The sequence below is a fragment of the Kineosporia sp. A_224 genome (genome assembly GCF_002198655.1).
Lineage (GTDB): Bacteria > Actinomycetota > Actinomycetes > Actinomycetales > Kineosporiaceae > R-H-3.
In genome coordinates this window covers 31,716-49,786 of sequence record NZ_MWLN01000221.1, presented here as the reverse complement: position 1 = coordinate 49,786, position 18,071 = coordinate 31,716, and the positions used below count along the sequence as shown (strand labels likewise).

Genomic DNA, 18,071 nt, shown 5'->3' with positions numbered 1-18,071 from the left:
ACCTCCGACGGGGCGCGGCGGGGCACCGCCGTGCCACGATCGAGGGGTGACGCGCGCGCTGAGCTTCGGGGCGGTGGCGGCCCGGTACGAACGCTTCCGGCCCGGCTACCCCGCCCGGGTCGTGGACGTCGTCCTCGGCCACGCGCGCCGGCCGGTCCGGACGGCGCTCGAGATCGGCGCCGGCACGGGCAAGGCGACCCGGGCGTTCGCTGCGCGAGGCGTCGCCGTCACGGCGACCGACCCCGACGCGTCGATGCTGCGGGTGCTCCGGGCGCACGTGCCGGCGGACGTCGTCTCCGTCCGGTCCGCGTTCGAGGACCTGCCCCGGAGTCGCACCTACGACCTCGTGTTCGCGGCGGCGTCCCTGCACTGGACGGACCCGGTCGACCGCTGGGCCCGCGTCGCCGCGCTGCTGGAGCCGGACGGCGTCTTCGCCTCGTTCGGCGGCCAGAGCCACCTCGTGGACCCGGCGCTCGCGGCCGCCGTCCACGCCGCCCGCGCGCCGTTCCTCGCCGAGGACGACCTCCCCTCCCCCGACGGGACTCCCCCGGACCACGCGATGCAGTGGCCGGGGACCGAGCTCGAGCGTTCGCCGTGGTTCACCGACGTCCGGCAGGAGGTCGTCGAACGGCGCCTGACGCTGACCGCCGCCGGCTACGTCGGGCTGCTCTCGACGGTGTCGGCGTACCTCCAGCTCCCGGTGGAGCAGCGGGAGCAGGCGCTGGACGCGATCCGGCGGGTGGTGCCGGAGCAGGTCGAGGTCTCGGCCGACGTCACCGTGCACGTCGCCCGCCGGGCGGAGCGCGCATGACGGACGTCGACGGGTCCGACGCCGGGGCGCGGACCTGGGTGGTCTGGCGGCAGGACGAGCACGGGAACCGCGCGGAGGTCGCTCGTCACGTCCTGCGTGCCGATGCCGAGGCCCAGGCCGCCGGGCTCGAGGCCCGCGGGCACAAGCAGACCTACTGGGTGGCCGGCACGACGACCACCGACGTCGTCGAGGCGGCCGTCGCGGAGGCAAGGCGCCGGGGGGCCGCCTCCGACCGGGACGTCTCGGCCGCGGTCGAGCACTTCGCCGGGACGGTCCGGGAGACGTGCACCCGCTGGGGGCTGACCGCCGAGCGCTGGCTGGACGGCGGCGCCGGGATGCCGACGCTCGCTGTCGTCGGCGAGGGCGGGCAGCGCGCGGTCCTGAAGATCGCCGAACCCGGCGACCAGGACGTCGCTGCGCGGATCATGACGGCGGCCCACGGCCGCGGGTACGCGCGCGTCCTCGACTGGGACGCCGGCCGCGGAGCCCTTCTCCTCGAACGCCTGGGGCCCATGCTGTCGGCGCGGACCCGCACGCTGCACGAGCAGGGGCCGGTCGTCGTGGCGCTCCTCCAGCAGGCCTGGCAGGTCCCGCTGGACAGCGGACGCCCCTTCGAGGGCAAGGCCTCGGGGCTGCTGTCGATCCTCGCCGACCTCGGGCCCCGCTACGGCGCCGCGCACGGCGACGTGCTCCGGCAGGCGACGCTGCACGCGGAACGGCTCGCCGCGACGGAGCGGCCCGAGGTCGTCTGCCACGGCGACCCGCACGCGAACAACGTGCTCCGGCGCGGCGAGGACTGGGCCCTCATCGACCCGGACGGGTTCGTCGGCGAGCGCAGCTACGACGTCGCGGTCGTCGTCCGGGACGCCTGCGCCGAGCTGGCGGCCGCCGAGGCGGCCGCCCCCGGGTCGGCGACGACGTTGCTGCGCAGCGAGTGCCGGCGGCTCGCCGGGTCAGCGGGCGCCGACCCGGAGCGGGTGTGGGCCTGGGCGTACGTCGAGCGCGTCACGTCGGGGCTGTACCTGCGCTGGCACGGGTACACCGCGCAGGCCTCGCAGTTCCTCGACGTGGCAACGCTTCTCGAGCCCTGAGCGGCCCGCCGCCGCCGCGCCGTCCGGCCGTCGGTCGAGCTGCTCGCTCACAACGCCGTGGCGACGATCCCGCCGACGGCCATCGCCATCCCGACGGCCTGGGGCGCCGAGACCCGGTCCCGCAGGACGACGACAGCCAGCGCGATGGTGACGACCGACAGCGCCGAGGCGATCGGGGTCACGAGGATCGCGTCGCCGATGGCGATCCCGTAGTTCACGGCGGCGACGGCGCAGACCTCGACGCCGCCCATGGCCACCAGGGTCAGCGCCGTCCGGGCCTGCACGCCGTCCGGCCGGAGCCTGCGGCGCATGAGTACCGACAGCGCCAGCAGGACGAGGACGACGCCGACCTTGACGAGGAGCGTCGTCCGCAGCCAGCCGACGTCCTCGGAGATGACCTCGCTGACGTTCCAGTAGAGGCCGAAGAAGCAGGCACCCAGGAGCGTCTCCCGGACACCGAGCGACACGTGGAACCCCTGCCGCCGCAGCCGTCCCCAGTCGACGGACGCGAGCATCGCTCCCACGATGATCGTGAACGCGCCGGCCGTCTGGCTCGTGCTCAGTCGCTGCCCCATGAAGAGGAAGGCGACGACCATCGTCACGACGGCCCAGAGGTTCATGGCCGCCGCGACGACCGAGACGTCGCCCTTCTGAAACCCCGCGAAGAAGAAGAGATAGCCGCCGCAGTAGAGACCCGCGGCCAGGGGAACGAGCAGCAGCGACCGCGTCGGCACGCCCGCCATCGCCCCGGCAGCCCACGCGACGACGCCGATCGAGACCGCGCCGACCGCCTGGGACCAGAACAGCGGCACGAACGAGCCCATCCGCTTCGAGAGGACCCCGCCCAGGAAGTCGTACAGGCCCCAGCCGAACATGCCGCAGACGCCGAGCAGGGCGCTGAGAAGCGTCGGGGTCACGTGCGGATCGTGCCATCACCGGCCCCAGACGGCAGGGATCGACGCGTCAGTCGTCGGCCAGGGCGGCGAAGTCCCGCTTGGCCTGCCGGTACCAGCCCATGCCCGCGATCGGCCGCTTCCACCGGTCCTTCATGGCTGTGAGCGCCTGGGCGTGGCCGCCGTCGCCGGCGGCGACGACCTCCTTCAGGTGCCGGTCCTGCGCCTTGATCGCCTCGTCGGCGGTGCTCGTGCGGTGCTCGTGGTCGCACGGTCCGCCGAGCTGCCGGCAGGTCATGGTCTTCATGGTCGTCTCCTCGTGCTGTCCGGCAGGCGCGCCGGGATGCGGGGCGGCAGCCGGTCGCTGCCACGTCAACCGTAGGAGCGGCGCCCTGGCGGGCGCTTCTTCGATCCTGACCGGTTCGCGGCTGCGGAGCGGGCTACCCGCGGGACGCGCCGTCCCCGGGCGGCTGCACCCCTGCCCGCCGGTGCCGCCGTGCGAAGAGCCGGCCGAGGACGACGAGTCCGATGCCCACCCACAGCGAGTTCAGCGCGACCGACGCCCAGACCCGGCCGCCGGCCGCGGCGATGCCGAGGAACAGCGAGCCGAGCACGTTGACCCACTGGAACGCCGGCCCCTCACCATCGACGCGCCCGGTCGACACGAGCCAGTAGCCGAGCGTCAGCAGGACCGCGCCGACCCAGCCGATGGCCTGGGCGACCTCGTTGAGGCTCACGCGGCCGGGACCACGGCGCGCATGACCCAGCGCCACTTGGCGATCCTGCGGTCGCGGACGAAGCCGAACTGCTCGTACAGCGCCTCCGGGCCGGTGTGGAGGTAGGCGCCCCGCTGCGGCGGCCGCTCCTCCGTCTGCTCCGGGTAGGCCTCGACGACGCCGCCGCCCGCGAGCCGGATGGCGTCGAGCGCGGCCGTCACGGCGGCCCGGGCGACACCCTGGCCCCGGTGCTTGCCGGCCGTGAAGATGCAGCCGATCCGCCAGGTCGGCAGGTCGGCGTCCGCGCCGTCGTACGCCTTGCGGTTCTTGATGTTCGGCAGCTCGGCCGGGGTGCCGTACTGGCACCAGCCGACGCACTCGTCGTCCGCGTACACGAGCACCTGGCGCACGGTGCCGGCCATCACATGGGCCCGCTTGGCCTCACGGTTGCCGGCGGCGCCGTCCGCCGAGAAGCCCTCGGGGTGGAACCCCATGCACCAGCACCCGCCCCACACCCCGTTGTGCGCCTCGACGAGGGCGGCGAAGTCCTCCCACGTCTGCGACGTGAGGGGCTTGGTCGTGTAGTCCATCGCCCGACGCTAGCGCGCCGGCCGCCGAACCCGGGGCAGGCCCGATCAGGACTCGTCGTCGAAGATCCAGCCCGACCGCATGCCCGCTGCGCGGCCCGGCTCGATGTAGTACTCGTCGGCGAACATCGCGGTGAACGCCTCCTGCGGCAGCGACAGCATCATGCCGACGTCGGTGGTCTGGCTGGCGTGCGCCTGCAGGGCGGCCCGCTTGCGCTCGAGCTGCGGAAGGACGTCGACCCGCAGGTGGATCTCGGCCTCCGGGGTGCCGATCGGGTTGCCGTCGTCGCCCGGGCCGTCCGGGTCCCAGTCCGCGGTCTCCATCCCGGCCGCCTGCGCCATCCGGAACATCGCGCGCATGGCGTCCCGGTTCATCGTCACCTCGAGCAGCCGCGGACGGCGGGCGGCGAGCTCGACAGCCCGGCGCACCACCCGGTGCACCATGACGTGGTCGGGGTGGCCGTACCCGCCGTGCCAGTCGTAGCCGGTGACGATGTCGGCGTCCTCGTCGTCGAGAACGTCGGCCAGCGTGCGCGCGGCCTCGTCGACGTCCGCGTTCATGAACGCCCTGGGGGCGGAGTTCTGCGGCCAGCCGGACATCCCCGAGTCGGCGTAGCCGAGCCAGCCGATCCGGGCGACCCCGAGCACCTTGGCCGAGGCGGCGACCTCCTCGCGACGGTGGTCGGCGACGGTCCTGCCGTCGGCGAGGTCCTCCGGCGCAGAGCCGTGGTCGCCGTCGGTCGCGACGACGAGGACGACGCGGTGGCCCTCGTCCGCCGCGCGGGCCATGGACCCGGCGGTGCCGCTGGCCTCGTCGTCGGGGTGGGCGTGGACGAAGACGATGGTGGACATCACGCCATCATGACGCAGCCGCCCGAGCAGGTGTCAGGCGCCCGGCTTCGGGTGCGCGAGCAGGAAGTCGAGGACGTCCTCGCCGAACGCGGGGAGGAACGTGGGCACGTGGCGGCCGTCGCGGATGGTCCACAGCTGCACCGACGTCCCGCGTGCGCAGCCCCGGTACACCTGCACCCCGGTCTCGGCCCCGGCCAGCCGGGTGGTGCCGCGCAGGTCGGCACGGTCGACGACGTCGACGTCGGACCTGCGCAACGGGGCCGGGTCGCAGGCGTCGAGGGTGGCCCAGTCCTTGACGGTCCGCGCCGCCGGGGGCACCTCGTCGCCCTGGATCTGCCCGCCCTCGTACGGTACGAGTTCGTCGTCGGTGCCGTGCACCTGGAGCACGCTCACAGGGGCGGCCGGTGTGCAGTCGGCCCGGGCGGCGTGCATCGCGCCGGCGACCGACACGACGGCGGCCACCCGGTCGGCGTGGTCGCAGGCCATCCGGTACGCCATGAACCCGCCGTTGGAGTGACCCATGACGTAGATCTGCCGCGGGTCGACCGGGTACTCCCGGGCCAGCGTGTCGATCAGGCCGAGCAGGTAGCCGGAGTCGTCCACGCCGGTGTCGAACAGGTCGCAGCAGGCATCGGTCGCGTTCCAGAACTGGGCGCCGCGCTGGTCGACGGTGCCGTTCGGCCGGACGTAGAGGAACCCTGCCGCCGCAGCCCGTTCCCGGAGTCCGAAGTACAGGTCGACCTCGGCGCTGTTCGACGTGTAGCCGTGCAGGAGGAGCAGCAGCGGCATCGGCCCGCGACCGTTGCCGCCCGAGGGGACCGAGATGTCGGGTGGCCTGCGGTTCACGGCGGACGGCGTCGCCGACGCGGCGGCCGACGGTGATGCGGACGGCGGCGCGGACGAGGGCGCGGACGACGTGCTCCCGGCCGCCGGAACCGTCGACGACGCGGTCGTCGGCCGCGCCGCGGGCGGCTCCTGCCCTCCCCCGCTGCACGCGGCGGCGAGCAGCAGGGCGACGAGGGCCGCGACAGTCGGCAGCAGTCGGGTGACAGGCCGGTGCGCGGACATCCGTCCAGCATGCCGGACATCGGCTCGGGGCCAGGGGCGAGGCCCCTGCGTCGCCCGGCCGAGAGTCGTGGTCACTCCCCCGCGACGTCCGCGCGCGGCCGGGTGGAGAGCCAGGCCCACAGCACGAGCAGCGGCTGGAAGAGCAGCCGGACGGCGCGCTTGGTGTCCGTGTCGAGCCCGAACGCGTCGCGGTGCTCGGTGAGCTGGGCGATGTTCCCGGGGAAGACCGCGACGAAGAAGAGCGCGAGCAGCAGGCCGACGCGGGCGCGCCACGGCTGCTTCCAGACGGTGAGCATCGCGGCGCCGAACCCGATCTCGACGACGCCCGAGAGCAGGACGACGAGGTCGGGGTCCGCAGGGAACCACGACGGCACCTGGGCCCGGAACTCCTCGCGCTGGTACGTCAGATGCCCCGTCCCGGCGGCCAGCATCGCCGCACCGAGGACGACCTGCCCGACGGCGCGGACACGGCTTCGCGAGGTGATCTTGGTGGTCATCCGGCCACCGTAAGCGCAGAGCCGTGCCTCCACGACCGGACCGGTCCGGCGCCACGCCTCGGTCCGGTCCGTGCGCCGTGGGGCATCTGCCTCAGCGCGGGGCGACCCGGAACACAGGCCAACCGATCTCGGTCCGCCAGGCGGACGGGTCCGCCGTGTCCCGCGGCCCCACGAGGTAGGTCTCCCGCACCGGGCCCGCCACCGCGAGCGCGTTGGCGACCACCCATGCACCCAGCAGGCCGTAGGTGACGTCGATGTCGTCGTGCTCGCCGTGGTGGGTCGTGACCGCGAGCTCGACGGCCGGCAGGGTCACCGGCCGGACACGCCCGCTGCGCGGCGGGTCGGCGGTCGGGCGGTAGACGAGCACGTGACCGCGGCCGTCCTCGAACAGCGCGTTGTCGTAGAGGCCGCCAGGGACGCCGGTCGGCTCCTTCACCGCGACGTCCAGCTCTGCCATCGCCCCGGCGTACCAGGCGATGACCTCGTCGTGCGCCACGTCGTCCTCGACCGCCGCCACCGTCACCGCCGGGACCGCGCGCAGCTCCACGTCGGCCGGAGCCGGGTCCGGGCGCAACAACCGCTGCAGCGACGCGACCGCGGCGCGGGTGCGGTCGAGCTGCGCCTCGAGCCGCTGCAGGTGGTCGGCGACGAGCGCGGCCCGGGTCCGCGGGTCCGGGGACCGCAGGATGCGCTGGACGTCGGGCAGCGGGACGTCGAGCTCCCGCAGGCGGTGGATGACCTGGGCGATCGGGATCTGGTCCGCGCCGTAGGAGCGGTAGCCCGTCGCGTCGTCCACGCTCGCAGGCTCGAGCAGGCCCGCCTCGTGGTAGCGGCGGAGGGTGCGGACGCTGAGGTGGGTCAGCCGTGAGAACTCGCCGATCGCCAGCACCCGCCCAGGATGCACCCTCTCCCCGGGGGAGACTCAGGACTTGACCGTCCCCCACCGGGAAGCCGCACCCTCAGGTCATGACCGAACCGACCAGCATCCGGCCCGACCAGCTGCCCGCCACGATCCGGGAGTACCTCGCCGCGCACCAGGCGCGTGACACCGAGGGCGCGCTCGGCGCCTTCGCCCCGACCGCCGTGGTCGTCGACGACGGCACGTCCTACCGGGGGACCGACGAGATCCGCGGGTTCCTGTCGAAGGCCGGAGCTGGGTTCACCTACACGACCACGCTGGTCGCGGCGGAACGCATCGACGACGCGCACTGGGTGGCCGCCCACCGGCTGGAGGGCGACTTCCCCGGCGGTGTCGTCCTGCTCCGCTACCGGTTCGCGCTGGACGACGACCTCGTCGCAGAGCTCGTCATCGCCCCGTGACGGCCGGAACCGCCTGACGGCTGTAGCTTGCGGCGCATGCCCATCAGACTCGAGAACGTCGGCATCGCCGTCCGCGACCTCGAAGCGACCGTCGCCTTCTTCACCGACCTCGGTCTCACCGTCCTCGGCCGGGACACGGTCAGCGGAGACTGGACCGACACGGCTGTGGGTCTCGACGGCAACCACGCCAAGATCGCGATGCTCCAGACGCCGGACGGCAACGGGCGGCTCGAGCTCTTCGAGTACATCCACCCCGACGCGATCGAGACGGAACCCACCCGCCCCAACGAGATCGGCATGCACCGCATCGCCTTCTCGGTCGACGACATCGACGAGGCTCTCGCGATCGCCGCGAGGCACGGCTGCCACCCGCTCCGCGGGGTGGCGACCTACGAGGACATCTACAGGCTGACGTACGTCCGCGGCCCCAGCGGCATCATCGTCATGCTCGCCCAGGAGCTGACGAAGAGCTGACCGCGGACCCTCGCGATACTGGCCGGATGGACGACGCCACCGGCGGGCCGAGAACCGCCCGATCGCCGCAGGACGAGGTGCGCGACGCGTTGCTTCCGGTCCTGCGCCGCCGCTGGAGTCCGCGAGAGTTCGACGACCAGCACGTGCTGGACCCGGGACAGGTCGAGCTGCTGCTGGAGGCCGCCCGCTGGGCCCCGTCGGCCGGCAACTCGCAGCCCTGGGCCTTCCGCCCCGCGCTGCGTGACGCACCTGGCTGGCGCGGCATCGTCGACTGCCTGGCCGGCAGCTCCCGGCCCTGGGCCCGGCAGGCGAGCCTGCTCATGGTGAACCTCTCCCACGTCTACGTCGAGGGCACCGACTGGCAGTTCAGCGAGTTCTCCGTCTACGACCTCGGGCAGGCCGTCGCCCACATGACGATCCAGGCCCACAGCATGGGCCTCGCGTGCCGGCAGTTCCGCGCCTTCGACCTGGAAGCGCTCACCCGGCTCCTCGACGTGCCGCCGCACTGGCAGATCACCACGATCACCGCGATCGGGATGGCTGCGCCTGTCGCGCCACGGGACCCTGGGACGGGCGTGCGGGTGCCGTCGGTCACCTGGCCGCGGGAGTAGCAGTGCACACCCTGTTCGGCACGGACGGCGGCAACGGGTCGCGCCCGAAGGTAGCCGGGGAACTTCCTTGATCCGTGATCGGTTGTTGATCTCGGCGGCAACAGGGAGGGGCCGGTATGCGGCTGTGGACGGTCTGTGCCGGTCTGGGCGCGGTCAGCGTGGTCTCCCGGCCACTGGGCGACGAGTTCCTCGTCGGTGAGCTCACGGAGGTCCGCGAGGCCGGTGTGGACGTGCTGGTCTCGCTGCTCGACCGCGCGGAGCTACCCCTGGCCGGTCTGGTGGACGAGGAGCTGGCGGCGCCCTTCGTCGGACTCGCGTTCCACCACCTCCCCACTGCTGACCAGACTCCTCCGGACCGCTCCGAGCCCACGCTGGCCCTGATCTCAGAGCTCGCAGGACACGTCCTGTCCGGCGCTCATGTCGCGGCACATTGCCACGCCGGCCACGGCCGCTCCCCCGCTCTGGCCGCAGCGGTCCTGGTCATGACCGGGCTGTCCGCACAGGAAGCTATCCAGGCACTGGGACTGTCCGATCAAGGGTGTAACTGATCTTGCCTGACACGCCGAGCCTGCGGGCTTGGCGGGGAGGTAAGGATCATGAGCGACACCATCGAGCCCGTGGCGACGACCCGGGGATCGAACAAGCAGAGCAAGCATCAACGTGAGCAGGACCAAGCCTTGGCGGCCGAGCTGGTCGAGCGTGCCCGGGCCGAGGGGGTGGAGCTGCTCGGCCCGGGCGGTCTGTTGACCGGGTTGACGAAGACGGTGTTGGAGACAGCGCTTGAGGCCGAGCTGAGCGACCACCTCGGCTACGACAAGCACGACCCCGCCGGGCGGAACGGGGAGAACTCCCGCAACGGCACCCGCCCCAAGACCATCCTGACCGAGTTGGGCCCGGTCGACATTGACGTCCCGCGAGACCGGGACGGCACCTTCGAGCCGGTCATCGTGAAGAAGCGGCAGCGGCGGCTGGACTCGATCGACCAGATCGTCCTGTCACTGACCGCCAGAGGCCTGACGACCGGGGAGGTCAGCGCCCACTTCGACGAGGTCTACGGCGCCTCGGTCGGCAAGGACACCGTCTCGCGGATCACCGACAAGGTCCTGGAGGAGATGGCCGAGTGGTCCTCACGGCCACTGGACCGCGTCTATCCGGTCGTGTTCCTGGACGCGATCGTGGTGAAGATCCGCGACGGACAGGTCACCAACCGGCCCGTCTACGCTGCCATCGGCGTCACCGTGAACGGCGAACGCGACATCCTCGGCCTGTGGGCCGGCGACGGCGGCGAAGGCGCCAAGTTCTGGCTGTCGGTCCTGACCGAGATGAAAAACCGTGGCATCGCCGACGTGTGCATCCTGGTCTGCGACGGACTCAAAGGACTACCCGACGCGGTCGGGACCGTATGGCCACTGACCACGGTCCAGACATGCATCATCCACCTGCTGCGCAACAGCTTCCGGTACGCCGGCCGGCAGGACTGGGAGAAGATCGCCCGCGACTTGCGGCCGGTCTACACCGCCCCCACCGAGGCCGCCGCGAAGGAACGCTTCACCGAGTTCACGCAGGCGTGGGGCGGCAAGTACCGAGCGATCGTGGCGTTGTGGGAGAACGCCTGGACCGAGTTCGTCCCGTTCCTGGACTACGACGTCGAGATCCGAAAGATCATCTGCACGACGAACGCGATCGAGTCCCTGAACGCCCGCTACCGGCGAGCGGTCCGGGCCCGAGGGCACTTCCCCACCGAGCAGGCAGCCCTGAAATGTCTGTACCTCGTGACCCGTTCTCTGGACCCCACCGGCCGTGGCAGGGCACGCTGGGCCATCCGCTGGAAGCCGGCATTGAACGCCTTCGCCATCACCTACGCCGGCCGCCTCGAACCGAGCACCACCAACTGACCGAGCGAGAGTCAGTTACACCGAAGATCGGACAGTCCCGCGGGCGGCGGTCCCAAGAACGAGGAGAGGCGGGTGCCCCATCGGGGAACCCGCCTCTGACCTGCTGTTTCGACCGTCGGGATGACAGGATTTGAACCTGCGACCCCTTGACCCCCAGAGGGATACGGGGGTTCCGCCGCGACCGCCCGTGACAGCGGGTCCGCGGATTCCGGCCGTGAGATCGGGTCATACGCCGCATTCCATACGTCACGCCGTCTCCTGAGTCCGCCCCTTCCGGGGGCTCTGTGAGACGGCCGTGACATGAGGCGGCCCCGGGCGCGGTGAGCGAACACCGGCCGGGGCCATGACCGAGACCCACGGAGGTCCCAGCCATGACCGAAGTTACCCACTCCAACGACGGCGCGGTGCGTCGCCGCGCAACCCTGCTGTGGCGCTCCCGCGCCTGGTCCTCAGCCACAGACCTGCGTCGGCGCGCCGGCTACCTGCTCGCGCCGTTCGTCTTGGCCTTCGCGTCCAGCATCGGTTCTGCCCTTGGCGTGACCTGGGGCCTGCGATGACCGCGACCGTGCTGCACCTGCCCGCGCGGGCCTGCGAGTCCTGCGGCCAGCGTCCGGCATCGGTGAGCGTTGCGGAGCCCGACGCCGAGCCCTTCGCGGTGTGCACCGACTGCGCGCCGCCCACCGCGCCCGTGACCTTCGCCGAGTCGGGCGACGCTCTGCCGTGGGACTGGTCGGGGACCGTCGTTCTCGAGCCGGACTGGCCGGCGGTCGTGGCCTGGGCGCTGACCTGCGCGGGCCTGGTGTCGGTGGCACTGCTCGGCGGCCTTGTGTTCGGTTCTCAGGAGGCCTTCGTGGCGTCCGGGGTCGTCGCCGCGGTCGCCCTGGTCGTCGCGATGCGCGTCAGGATGGCTCTCACAGAACTCCGGAGGTCTCTCGCGGACTCCGGAGGGCGGAACCGGCGCCGCGCCGTCCGGTCGAGCGCCTCTGTGGCCCTCGGCGCGGCAGGGTGGACGGCATGAGCGCGGCCGACCTGATCGCCGGGAACGAGAAGGTGCCGTACCTGCTGCACCTGTCCCTGCGGGAGAGCGGCCTGGACGCGCAGCGCCTCGTCGAGGTCGCCCCGCTGCGCACCGCTGGTGACCTGGACGCGCTCCAGGTCGCGCTCGTCGCGGAGTACGACGAGCCGGTGCTGGTGATGGCGTTCTCTCGCTTCGACGACAGCCCGCGGTTGTCCCGTCGATCCCGTCGCGCTCTCCTGCGCGCGGCTCGTCGCGCGTGGACGGTGACGCCGTGAGCGCCGCTCGGCGCAGCGCCGCCGTCGCCCGGGCGACCCGGGTCGAGGCGTGGGTGCAGCTGGCGCTCATGCTCGCCGTCGGCGCGACCGCAGCGTGCGCGTCGTGGTCGCACGTGCTGAGCCTGGCCGAGCGCCACGGCCAGCACGGGTGGCTCGCCTGGGCCGTGGCCGCCTGCACCGAGACAGCCGCCGTGGCTGCCGGGCTCGAGGTCCGCCGCCGGCACCGCACCGGGCAGGCATCGGCGCTGCCGGTCGTCGTCCTGGTCCTGGCGACCGTGCTGCAGCTGGCCGCGCAGGTCGCCGAGGCTGAGCGCTCGGTCTGGGGCGTCGTCCTGGCCGCGGTCCCCGCGGTCACGTTCCTGGTCCTGGTCAAGCTCGCGATGAGCCGGGGCGGCGACGTCGCCGCGCCGGCCGTGTCGGCGGCCGTGTCGCCGGCGGCCGAGAGGTCACCGGCGCGCGCCGTCCGACCCCCCGCGCCGACCGCGCCGGCGGCCTCGCCCGTGCCGCAGCCCGTGCCGACCGGCCCGACTGGTGTTCCCACAGGGGAACGGCCGCGGCCGGACGTCGGCGACCTGCTGCTGCCCGGGCAGGCCATCGCGGCAGACCTTGCCCGCACCGGGGAGCGGCTGACCCGTGCTCGGCTCGTCGACGAGCTGCGCGCCCGCGGGCACAGCTGCTCGACCGCGCGCGCCGGCGCCCTGCTCGAAGCGCTCCGCTCGGCCGCCTGAGCCGAGCACCGTCCGCGGCCCTGTGCCGCCACCGCACAGCACGCCCGGGCGCCACCGCCCCGGCGCCCGGGCGTGCCCCTGTGCTCTCCGCTGAACATCACCCGCGACCGTCGCCTGGCCCTGTGCCGGACGACGCTGGGAGGCATTCGCCATGACCACCACCGACAGCACCAGCCGCCACGGCGGCGACCTGGACGACTTCGACCCCGACCTGTGGCCGGCAGCACAGAACTCGGCCGCCGACCCGAGCGACTTCGACCTACCGGCCTGGGGCGACGACAGCGGCCTCACCGCCGCCCGGCCGCGGCGCGCGCTCGGATCCGGCCCCGCATACGTCGACCCCGACCCGCTCGACGAGCACCCGCACGGCCGCCCCAAGACCGTGTTCGGGACCGTCGTCACGTCCCGGACCTGGGAGGCCCGCCCGGTCGTCCCGGCGTGGCTGCGCAACCGCGACGAGCGCCGCTCCACCGCGGTGTGGGCCGCGCGGTACGTGAAGCACGCCACCGCCTACCACGGGGCTCGGACACCGCTCTACAGCGCCCGCGCCGTCGCCCGGGCGCCCCGTGGCGTCGGCCGCGCCGTCGCCGCGACCGCCCGATGGGTCACCGACGCGGAGAGCCGGCCGCTGCGCTCTGAGGCCGTGGCCCGCAACGACGCCAAGGGCTACATGACGCTCTCGCGGGAACGGGCGGCGCGGGTCAACCAGCGCTCGTGGCTGCTGGGCGGCCTCGTCGTCGTCGCCCTGGTCCTGCTCGTGCTCGCCGCCTTGCTACTGCCGGGCACCTGGCAGGCCGCCGCCGCCGTGGTCGCCCTGCTGCTGCTGGCGCGGCTCGGGTCCAGCCCGGACGCGCCGCTGCTCGACCGGGCCGTGGTCGCCCCCGAGGTCGCCCGGCTGTCCTCGGACACGATCGTCCGGGCCCTGCTGTCCCTGGGCGTCGCCGGCATCACGCAGGGCCAGGCCAAGGGCGGGTCACCGATCGGGTTCCCTGCCCCGATCACCCGCGACGGCCCCGGGTGGCGCTCGGACGTCGACCTGCCGCACGGCGTCACCTGGACCGACGTCGCCGAGCGCCGCGACCGCCTCGCGTCCGGGCTGCGCCGCCCGCTCGGCTGCGTCTGGCCCGAGGGCGACCCGACCGCGCACGCCGGCCGCCTGGTCCTGTGGGTCGGCGACCAGCCGATGAGCGAGGCCAAGGCGCCCGCCTGGCCGCTCGCCAAGGCCGGGCAGGCCGACCTGTTCCGGCCGATCCCGTTCGGCCACGACGCCCGGATGCGGCCTGTGTACGTCCGGCTCGTCGAGTCCAACGTGCTGATCGGGTCCATGCCGGGCGCCGGCAAGACGTTCGCCCTGCGGGCCCTGCTGCTCGGCGCCGCGCTCGACCCGACCGCGCAGCTGTGGCTCTACGAACTCAAGGGCTCCGGTGACCTGTCCGCCCTCGAGCCGGTCGCCCACCGGTACGGCTCCGGGGTCGACGACGCCACAGCGGAGGCCTGCCTGCTCGCGCTGCGCGAGGTGCACAAGGACCTCGAGCGCCGCGCCGGCGTCATCGCCGCCCTGCCCCGGCACGACGCCCCGGAGAACAAGGTCACCCCCGACCTGGCCCGCCGCCGGGACCTGGGCCTGTTCCCGCTCGTCTTCGCGATCGACGAGTGCCAGGAACTGTTCAGCCACCCGACGTTCGGCGCCGAGTCCGGCGACCTGGCAACGGCCATCATCAAGCGCGGCCGTGCCCTGGGCGTCGTCCTGCTGCTCGCCACCCAGCGCCCCGACCGGGACAGCCTGCCGACCGGCGTCTCAGCGAACGTCGGGACCCGGTTCTGCCTGCGGGTCATGGGCCAGGTCGAGAACGACATGGTGCTCGGGACCTCGGCCTACAAGAACGGGTTCCGCTCCACCACGTTCACGGCCCGCGACAAGGGCATCGGCTACCTGGGCGGCGTCTTCGACGAGCCGACCGTGGTCCGCTCGGCCTACCTCGACGGCCCGGCCGCCGAGCGGGTCATCGTCCGCGCCCGCGCGCTGCGCACCGCCGCAGGCACCATCACCGGCCACGCAGCCGGCGAGGCCGCCCCGGTCGCCGAGGACCCGGTGCGGCTGCTCTCCGACGTCCTGACGGTCTGGTCGGCCGGCGACATCGGCCGCGGCGCCGCCTGGACCGGCCCGCTGGCCGAGGCCCTGGCCGACCACGACCCGGACGGCTACACCGGGTGGGACGCCCGGCGGCTCGGTGACGAGCTGCGCACCCGCGGCGTCCCGGTCGTCGACATGCACCGCAAGCGCGACGGCGAGGGCGTCACCCGACCCGGGTGCAAGCAGGACGACGTCGCCGCCGCCGTCACCGCCGGCGGCGCCCCGGGCGCGTCACCCGGACGGCGTAGCCGCACAACCCGCCGCTGACGGCCGACACAGACCCGTTGCGGCACAAGGGATAGGACGACCCCCGCCGATCGATAGGCGGCCCGATCGGCGGGGGCACCCTCCCTGACCAGCACAGACACCGGATAGCCGCCCACGACGCGCACGACGCGCCGCAGGCGTACCGCCAGGGGAATCGACCCCTCTCGGCGACACCTACCGATCGGGCACCACGACACCACCACGGGGAGCACACGATGGACACCCTGACCCTGCCGACCGCCCTGCTGCTGTGGGCCGCCGGCTACCTGATCGCCTGCACGCTGTTCCCGTTCGCCGCCTGCCGCAACTGCCAGGGATCGGGCAAGTTCCGGTCCCCGAGCGGGCGGGCCTGGCGCAACTGCCGCCGCTGCAAGGGCACCGGCCGACGGATCCGGCTCGGCCGGCGGATCTGGGCGAAGGCCCGCCGCGTGCTCTGACCAGCCGCTAGAACGCCACCACGCCCGACGCGCGGGGACGGGGGTCCCCCGCGCGCCGAGCACTCTCCGCACCCACGAAAGGCCCTTCGTGCTCACCAGCAGCCAGCCCCCAGCGCTCCGCCTCGCCGGTCACCACGACGCGACGACGACGCGACGACGACCGCGCAGCCTCGCCCGGCCCACCTGGGCGCAGCGCACCGACCTGGACCGCGGCGAGGTCGTGCACGAGCGCGCCGGACGCGTCGACCTGGGCGACGGGACGCCCGTGCTGCTCGTCCGCGTCGACCAGCTGCGCGTCGACCAGCGCAGCGCAGCCCTGACCGTCGAGCCCGGACCCGTCGAGGTCCACCTGCTCGGCCAGGTCCTCACCGTGGACCAGGCCGCCGCGCTCGTCGCCGACGTCGCCGCCCTGCTCGCGCTCGTCACCCCCGAGGCGACCCGGTGACCGGCCGCACCGCCGCGCTCGAGGACGCGCTGCCGCCGCGCTGGGCAGCGGCGCTGACCGAGTGGGACGCGCACGCCGTCGTCGCCGGGTTCACCGCCGCCACCCGCAAGCGCCGGCGGCGCTACCTCGAGCAGGTCGCCGCCGCGGCCGGGCTCGTCGACCCGTGGCAGGCCACCACCAGCGGGCTCGAGGCGGCCCTGGCCGCGGCCGGGCTCGCGCCGGTGTCGACCCGGGACGCCCGCGGCGCGCTGCGGCACTTCTACGGCTGGGCGTGCGCGGCCGGCCGGATCGGCCACGACCCGGCCCGGCCGATGACCAGCGGGCCAGCGCGGCCCTACGTCGAGCCCGAGCGCACCGCCGCGCACGTGCGGGCCAACCGCGGCCGCGGCGAGCAGGCACCCGCCCTGAACGCCGCCTGGACTGCCGCCGTGGCGCTGTGGTCCGACTACACCCTGGCCGGCGGCCGGTCCCCGGAGACGCTCAAGACCCGGCGGCACTACCTCGCACACTTCGCGGCCACCTGCGCCGACCCGTGGGCCGCCACGACCGCGCAGCTGCTCGCCTTCCTCGCCGTGCCCGAGTGGTCCCCGAACACCCGCAAGAGCGCCCGCGGCGCCCTGCGGTCCTTCTACCGCTGGGCCACGATCGCCGGCCACGTCCCGACCGATCCCGCCCTGGTGCTGCCCGCCGTCCGCGTCCCGGCCGCCGTCCCGCGCCCGACCCCGGCCGCGGTCGCCGCCGACGCGCGCGCCAAGGCGACCCCCACCGAGCTGCTCATGGTCGACCTCGCGCTCGAGCTCGGCCTGCGCCGGGCCGAGATCGCCCGCGTGCACTCCCGCGACGTCGAGGGCGACAACCTGCGCGTGCACGGCAAGGGCGGCCGGGAGCGCCTGCTGCCCGTCCCTGCGGCCCTGCTCGCCCGGCTGCGGGCCCTGCCGCCCGGATACGCCTTCCCGGCCCACACCGGACGCCCTGTGACCGCCTACCGGGTCGGAGACACCCTCTCCGCGCTGCTCGGCGACGGCTGGTCCGGGCACACCCTGCGGCACGCCGCCGGGACGCACTTCTACGAGCGCACCGGCGACGTCCTCGTGGTGTCCAAACTGCTCGGCCACACCAAGCCCGAGACCAGCGCCGGCTACGTCCAGGTCCCCGACGACGTCATGCGCCGTGCCGTCGACCCCGGCCACATCCCAGCCGCGCGCGCCGCCGAGGTGACTGCGCCGGCGGTCGTCGACTCCTGGCACGACGAGTGGGACCAGCTGCTCGAAGACTCGTTCTCGCTCTGAGCCTGAGTCGTTGGGTCATCCCATGAATCGTGGGAGACTCTGGGGCACTAGACGGAACGCCGAGAGAGCAGGCCCCACGACATGAACCCTTCCGGGCTCGTCATCATCATCGCCGGCGTCTGGGTCGCCTGCCAGGTCCTCGGCGGCGACGCCCTGACCCGGCTCGGCATCACCGGCGTCGCCTCGTCGAAGGCCGCGGACAGCCAGGCCGAGGACAGCCCGCCGGCGGACGGCGGGAAGACCACGCCGACCCAGCCGGCGCACCCCTTCATGGTCCCGCCGATCAAGTAGCACCGTCCGTCCGCGCGTCGATCCGAGGTAGGTGGCACATGGCAACCGGAGACCGTTTCAACCTGGCCGGCCAGGTCAAGCTCGACGCGGCCGGCGGCGGGCAGGTGACGCTGTCCCCACCGGGCACGATCCCCGGCTGGATCGTCAACCTGACCAGCATCAACGTGACCACGCGGAACGCCGAGCCGACGTTCAAGCTCTACCGCGGCAACGTCATGCCGCTGAACTTCCTCGAGGGCTCCTACAGCGGGTCGCAGGACTCCAGCAACAGCGTCCTTCGCGTGGCCCCGGGTGAGGCTCTCGTCGGCGTCTGGGAGGGCGGCGACCCGGGCGCCACGGCATCCCTGCACTGCTCCGGAGAGGTGGCCTGAG

Annotated in this window: 25 protein-coding genes; 17 read left to right on the top strand and 8 right to left on the bottom strand. The window is 73.6% G+C overall.

Annotation, left to right across the window (positions count from 1 at the left end; translation table 11 throughout):
* Positions 1-46 precede the first annotated feature (46 nt).
* Complete coding sequence (locus EDJALFJO_RS29270) at positions 47-811, top strand: trans-aconitate 2-methyltransferase (protein WP_088289855.1); 765 nt, start codon at positions 47-49, stop codon at positions 809-811.
* Positions 808-1,902: an aminoglycoside phosphotransferase family protein gene (locus EDJALFJO_RS29265; protein WP_088289854.1), complete on the top strand. Its 1,095-nt coding sequence runs from the start codon at positions 808-810 to the stop codon at positions 1,900-1,902. The genes EDJALFJO_RS29270 and EDJALFJO_RS29265 overlap by 4 nt, the downstream gene beginning before the upstream one ends.
* 47 nt (positions 1,903-1,949) lie before the next feature.
* Here EDJALFJO_RS29265 and EDJALFJO_RS29260 read toward each other — a convergent pair whose 3' ends face one another.
* The 8 genes from EDJALFJO_RS29260 to EDJALFJO_RS29225 all read right to left on the bottom strand — a co-directional run bounded on the left by EDJALFJO_RS29260 (position 1,950) and on the right by EDJALFJO_RS29225 (position 7,404).
* The gene (locus tag EDJALFJO_RS29260) at positions 1,950-2,819 is read right to left on the bottom strand and encodes a DMT family transporter (protein ID WP_088289853.1); all 870 of its coding nucleotides are present in this window, start codon (positions 2,817-2,819) and stop codon (positions 1,950-1,952) included.
* A gap of 46 nt (positions 2,820-2,865) precedes the next feature.
* A complete protein-coding gene (locus EDJALFJO_RS29255) occupies positions 2,866-3,102 on the bottom strand; it encodes a hypothetical protein (protein ID WP_088289852.1) in 237 nt (78 codons plus the stop codon).
* A 133-nt stretch (positions 3,103-3,235) separates the two neighbouring features.
* Positions 3,236-3,532, bottom strand: coding sequence for a hypothetical protein (locus EDJALFJO_RS29250; protein ID WP_088289851.1), 297 nt, complete (start codon positions 3,530-3,532; stop codon positions 3,236-3,238).
* Positions 3,529-4,101 carry a GNAT family N-acetyltransferase gene (locus EDJALFJO_RS29245; RefSeq protein ID WP_088289850.1) on the bottom strand — a complete coding sequence of 191 codons (573 nt, stop codon included), beginning with the start codon at positions 4,099-4,101 and terminating at the stop codon, positions 3,529-3,531. Before EDJALFJO_RS29245 ends, EDJALFJO_RS29250 begins: the two co-directional genes overlap by 4 nt.
* 45 nt (positions 4,102-4,146) lie before the next feature.
* The gene (locus EDJALFJO_RS29240) at positions 4,147-4,950 is read right to left on the bottom strand and encodes a PIG-L deacetylase family protein (protein WP_088289849.1); all 804 of its coding nucleotides are present in this window, start codon (positions 4,948-4,950) and stop codon (positions 4,147-4,149) included.
* A gap of 33 nt (positions 4,951-4,983) precedes the next feature.
* On the bottom strand, positions 4,984-6,018 hold the full coding sequence (locus EDJALFJO_RS29235) for a PHB depolymerase family esterase (protein WP_088289848.1): 1,035 nt from the start codon (positions 6,016-6,018) through the stop codon (positions 4,984-4,986).
* A 71-nt stretch (positions 6,019-6,089) separates the two neighbouring features.
* Positions 6,090-6,515 carry a hypothetical protein gene (locus tag EDJALFJO_RS29230; RefSeq protein WP_088289847.1) on the bottom strand — a complete coding sequence of 142 codons (426 nt, stop codon included), beginning with the start codon at positions 6,513-6,515 and terminating at the stop codon, positions 6,090-6,092.
* Between the two features lie 91 nt (positions 6,516-6,606).
* Complete coding sequence (locus EDJALFJO_RS29225; RefSeq protein ID WP_088289846.1) at positions 6,607-7,404, bottom strand: MerR family transcriptional regulator; 798 nt, start codon at positions 7,402-7,404, stop codon at positions 6,607-6,609.
* A 77-nt stretch (positions 7,405-7,481) separates the two neighbouring features.
* Here EDJALFJO_RS29225 and EDJALFJO_RS29220 point away from each other — a divergent pair, with 77 nt between their 5' ends.
* The 15 genes from EDJALFJO_RS29220 (at position 7,482) to EDJALFJO_RS29150 (ending at position 18,070) form a co-directional block, all read left to right on the top strand.
* On the top strand, positions 7,482-7,835 hold the full coding sequence (locus EDJALFJO_RS29220; protein ID WP_088289845.1) for a nuclear transport factor 2 family protein: 354 nt from the start codon (positions 7,482-7,484) through the stop codon (positions 7,833-7,835).
* Between the two features lie 36 nt (positions 7,836-7,871).
* Positions 7,872-8,309, top strand: coding sequence for a VOC family protein (locus EDJALFJO_RS29215; protein ID WP_088289844.1), 438 nt, complete (start codon positions 7,872-7,874; stop codon positions 8,307-8,309).
* Positions 8,310-8,335: 26 nt separating this feature from the next.
* Positions 8,336-8,920 carry a nitroreductase family protein gene (locus EDJALFJO_RS29210; protein WP_088289843.1) on the top strand — a complete coding sequence of 195 codons (585 nt, stop codon included), beginning with the start codon at positions 8,336-8,338 and terminating at the stop codon, positions 8,918-8,920.
* Between the two features lie 116 nt (positions 8,921-9,036).
* The gene (locus EDJALFJO_RS29205; RefSeq protein WP_088289842.1) at positions 9,037-9,468 is read left to right on the top strand and encodes a tyrosine protein phosphatase; all 432 of its coding nucleotides are present in this window, start codon (positions 9,037-9,039) and stop codon (positions 9,466-9,468) included.
* Positions 9,469-9,516: 48 nt separating this feature from the next.
* Positions 9,517-10,815, top strand: coding sequence for an IS256 family transposase (locus tag EDJALFJO_RS29200; RefSeq protein WP_088289841.1), 1,299 nt, complete (start codon positions 9,517-9,519; stop codon positions 10,813-10,815).
* Between the two features lie 371 nt (positions 10,816-11,186).
* Positions 11,187-11,372: a hypothetical protein gene (locus tag EDJALFJO_RS29195; RefSeq protein ID WP_088289840.1), complete on the top strand. Its 186-nt coding sequence runs from the start codon at positions 11,187-11,189 to the stop codon at positions 11,370-11,372.
* Positions 11,369-11,833 (top strand): hypothetical protein, encoded by a 465-nt coding sequence (locus EDJALFJO_RS29190; protein WP_143448857.1) that lies wholly within the window; start codon positions 11,369-11,371, stop codon positions 11,831-11,833. The genes EDJALFJO_RS29195 and EDJALFJO_RS29190 overlap by 4 nt, the downstream gene beginning before the upstream one ends.
* Complete coding sequence (locus EDJALFJO_RS29185; RefSeq protein ID WP_143448856.1) at positions 11,830-12,108, top strand: hypothetical protein; 279 nt, start codon at positions 11,830-11,832, stop codon at positions 12,106-12,108. The genes EDJALFJO_RS29190 and EDJALFJO_RS29185 overlap by 4 nt, the downstream gene beginning before the upstream one ends.
* Positions 12,105-12,836 (top strand): DUF2637 domain-containing protein, encoded by a 732-nt coding sequence (locus tag EDJALFJO_RS29180; protein ID WP_143448855.1) that lies wholly within the window; start codon positions 12,105-12,107, stop codon positions 12,834-12,836. The genes EDJALFJO_RS29185 and EDJALFJO_RS29180 overlap by 4 nt, the downstream gene beginning before the upstream one ends.
* A gap of 151 nt (positions 12,837-12,987) precedes the next feature.
* The gene (locus tag EDJALFJO_RS29175; RefSeq protein WP_088289836.1) at positions 12,988-15,237 is read left to right on the top strand and encodes an FtsK/SpoIIIE domain-containing protein; all 2,250 of its coding nucleotides are present in this window, start codon (positions 12,988-12,990) and stop codon (positions 15,235-15,237) included.
* Positions 15,238-15,452: 215 nt separating this feature from the next.
* Positions 15,453-15,674 (top strand): hypothetical protein, encoded by a 222-nt coding sequence (locus EDJALFJO_RS29170; protein ID WP_088289835.1) that lies wholly within the window; start codon positions 15,453-15,455, stop codon positions 15,672-15,674.
* An 88-nt stretch (positions 15,675-15,762) separates the two neighbouring features.
* The gene (locus EDJALFJO_RS29165) at positions 15,763-16,119 is read left to right on the top strand and encodes a hypothetical protein (RefSeq protein WP_088289834.1); all 357 of its coding nucleotides are present in this window, start codon (positions 15,763-15,765) and stop codon (positions 16,117-16,119) included.
* Positions 16,116-17,408 (top strand): tyrosine-type recombinase/integrase, encoded by a 1,293-nt coding sequence (locus EDJALFJO_RS29160; RefSeq protein WP_198950750.1) that lies wholly within the window; start codon positions 16,116-16,118, stop codon positions 17,406-17,408. The genes EDJALFJO_RS29165 and EDJALFJO_RS29160 overlap by 4 nt, the downstream gene beginning before the upstream one ends.
* Positions 17,409-17,489: 81 nt before the next feature.
* Complete coding sequence (locus EDJALFJO_RS29155; RefSeq protein WP_088289833.1) at positions 17,490-17,699, top strand: hypothetical protein; 210 nt, start codon at positions 17,490-17,492, stop codon at positions 17,697-17,699.
* Between the two features lie 38 nt (positions 17,700-17,737).
* Positions 17,738-18,070, top strand: coding sequence for a hypothetical protein (locus EDJALFJO_RS29150; RefSeq protein ID WP_088289832.1), 333 nt, complete (start codon positions 17,738-17,740; stop codon positions 18,068-18,070).
* The last annotated feature ends 1 nt before the right edge of the window (position 18,071 follow it).

Bases quoted from the DNA above. Each gene is read 5' to 3' on its own strand.
- EDJALFJO_RS29265 (WP_088289854.1), top strand. From the start codon at position 808: ATGACGGACGTCGACGGGTCCGACGCCGGGGCGCGGACCTGGGTGGTC.
- EDJALFJO_RS29255 (WP_088289852.1), bottom strand. From the start codon at position 3,102: ATGAAGACCATGACCTGCCGGCAGCTCGGCGGACCGTGCGACCACGAG.
- EDJALFJO_RS29245 (WP_088289850.1), bottom strand. From the start codon at position 4,101: ATGGACTACACGACCAAGCCCCTCACGTCGCAGACGTGGGAGGACTTC.
- EDJALFJO_RS29240 (WP_088289849.1), bottom strand. From the start codon at position 4,950: ATGTCCACCATCGTCTTCGTCCACGCCCACCCCGACGACGAGGCCAGC.
- EDJALFJO_RS29235 (WP_088289848.1), bottom strand. From the start codon at position 6,018: ATGTCCGCGCACCGGCCTGTCACCCGACTGCTGCCGACTGTCGCGGCC.
- EDJALFJO_RS29230 (WP_088289847.1), bottom strand. From the start codon at position 6,515: ATGACCACCAAGATCACCTCGCGAAGCCGTGTCCGCGCCGTCGGGCAG.
- EDJALFJO_RS29220 (WP_088289845.1), top strand. From the start codon at position 7,482: ATGACCGAACCGACCAGCATCCGGCCCGACCAGCTGCCCGCCACGATC.
- EDJALFJO_RS29215 (WP_088289844.1), top strand. From the start codon at position 7,872: ATGCCCATCAGACTCGAGAACGTCGGCATCGCCGTCCGCGACCTCGAA.
- EDJALFJO_RS29210 (WP_088289843.1), top strand. From the start codon at position 8,336: ATGGACGACGCCACCGGCGGGCCGAGAACCGCCCGATCGCCGCAGGAC.
- EDJALFJO_RS29205 (WP_088289842.1), top strand. From the start codon at position 9,037: ATGCGGCTGTGGACGGTCTGTGCCGGTCTGGGCGCGGTCAGCGTGGTC.
- EDJALFJO_RS29200 (WP_088289841.1), top strand. From the start codon at position 9,517: ATGAGCGACACCATCGAGCCCGTGGCGACGACCCGGGGATCGAACAAG.
- EDJALFJO_RS29195 (WP_088289840.1), top strand. From the start codon at position 11,187: ATGACCGAAGTTACCCACTCCAACGACGGCGCGGTGCGTCGCCGCGCA.
- EDJALFJO_RS29190 (WP_143448857.1), top strand. From the start codon at position 11,369: ATGACCGCGACCGTGCTGCACCTGCCCGCGCGGGCCTGCGAGTCCTGC.
- EDJALFJO_RS29185 (WP_143448856.1), top strand. From the start codon at position 11,830: ATGAGCGCGGCCGACCTGATCGCCGGGAACGAGAAGGTGCCGTACCTG.
- EDJALFJO_RS29175 (WP_088289836.1), top strand. From the start codon at position 12,988: ATGACCACCACCGACAGCACCAGCCGCCACGGCGGCGACCTGGACGAC.
- EDJALFJO_RS29170 (WP_088289835.1), top strand. From the start codon at position 15,453: ATGGACACCCTGACCCTGCCGACCGCCCTGCTGCTGTGGGCCGCCGGC.
- EDJALFJO_RS29155 (WP_088289833.1), top strand. From the start codon at position 17,490: ATGAACCCTTCCGGGCTCGTCATCATCATCGCCGGCGTCTGGGTCGCC.
- EDJALFJO_RS29150 (WP_088289832.1), top strand. From the start codon at position 17,738: ATGGCAACCGGAGACCGTTTCAACCTGGCCGGCCAGGTCAAGCTCGAC.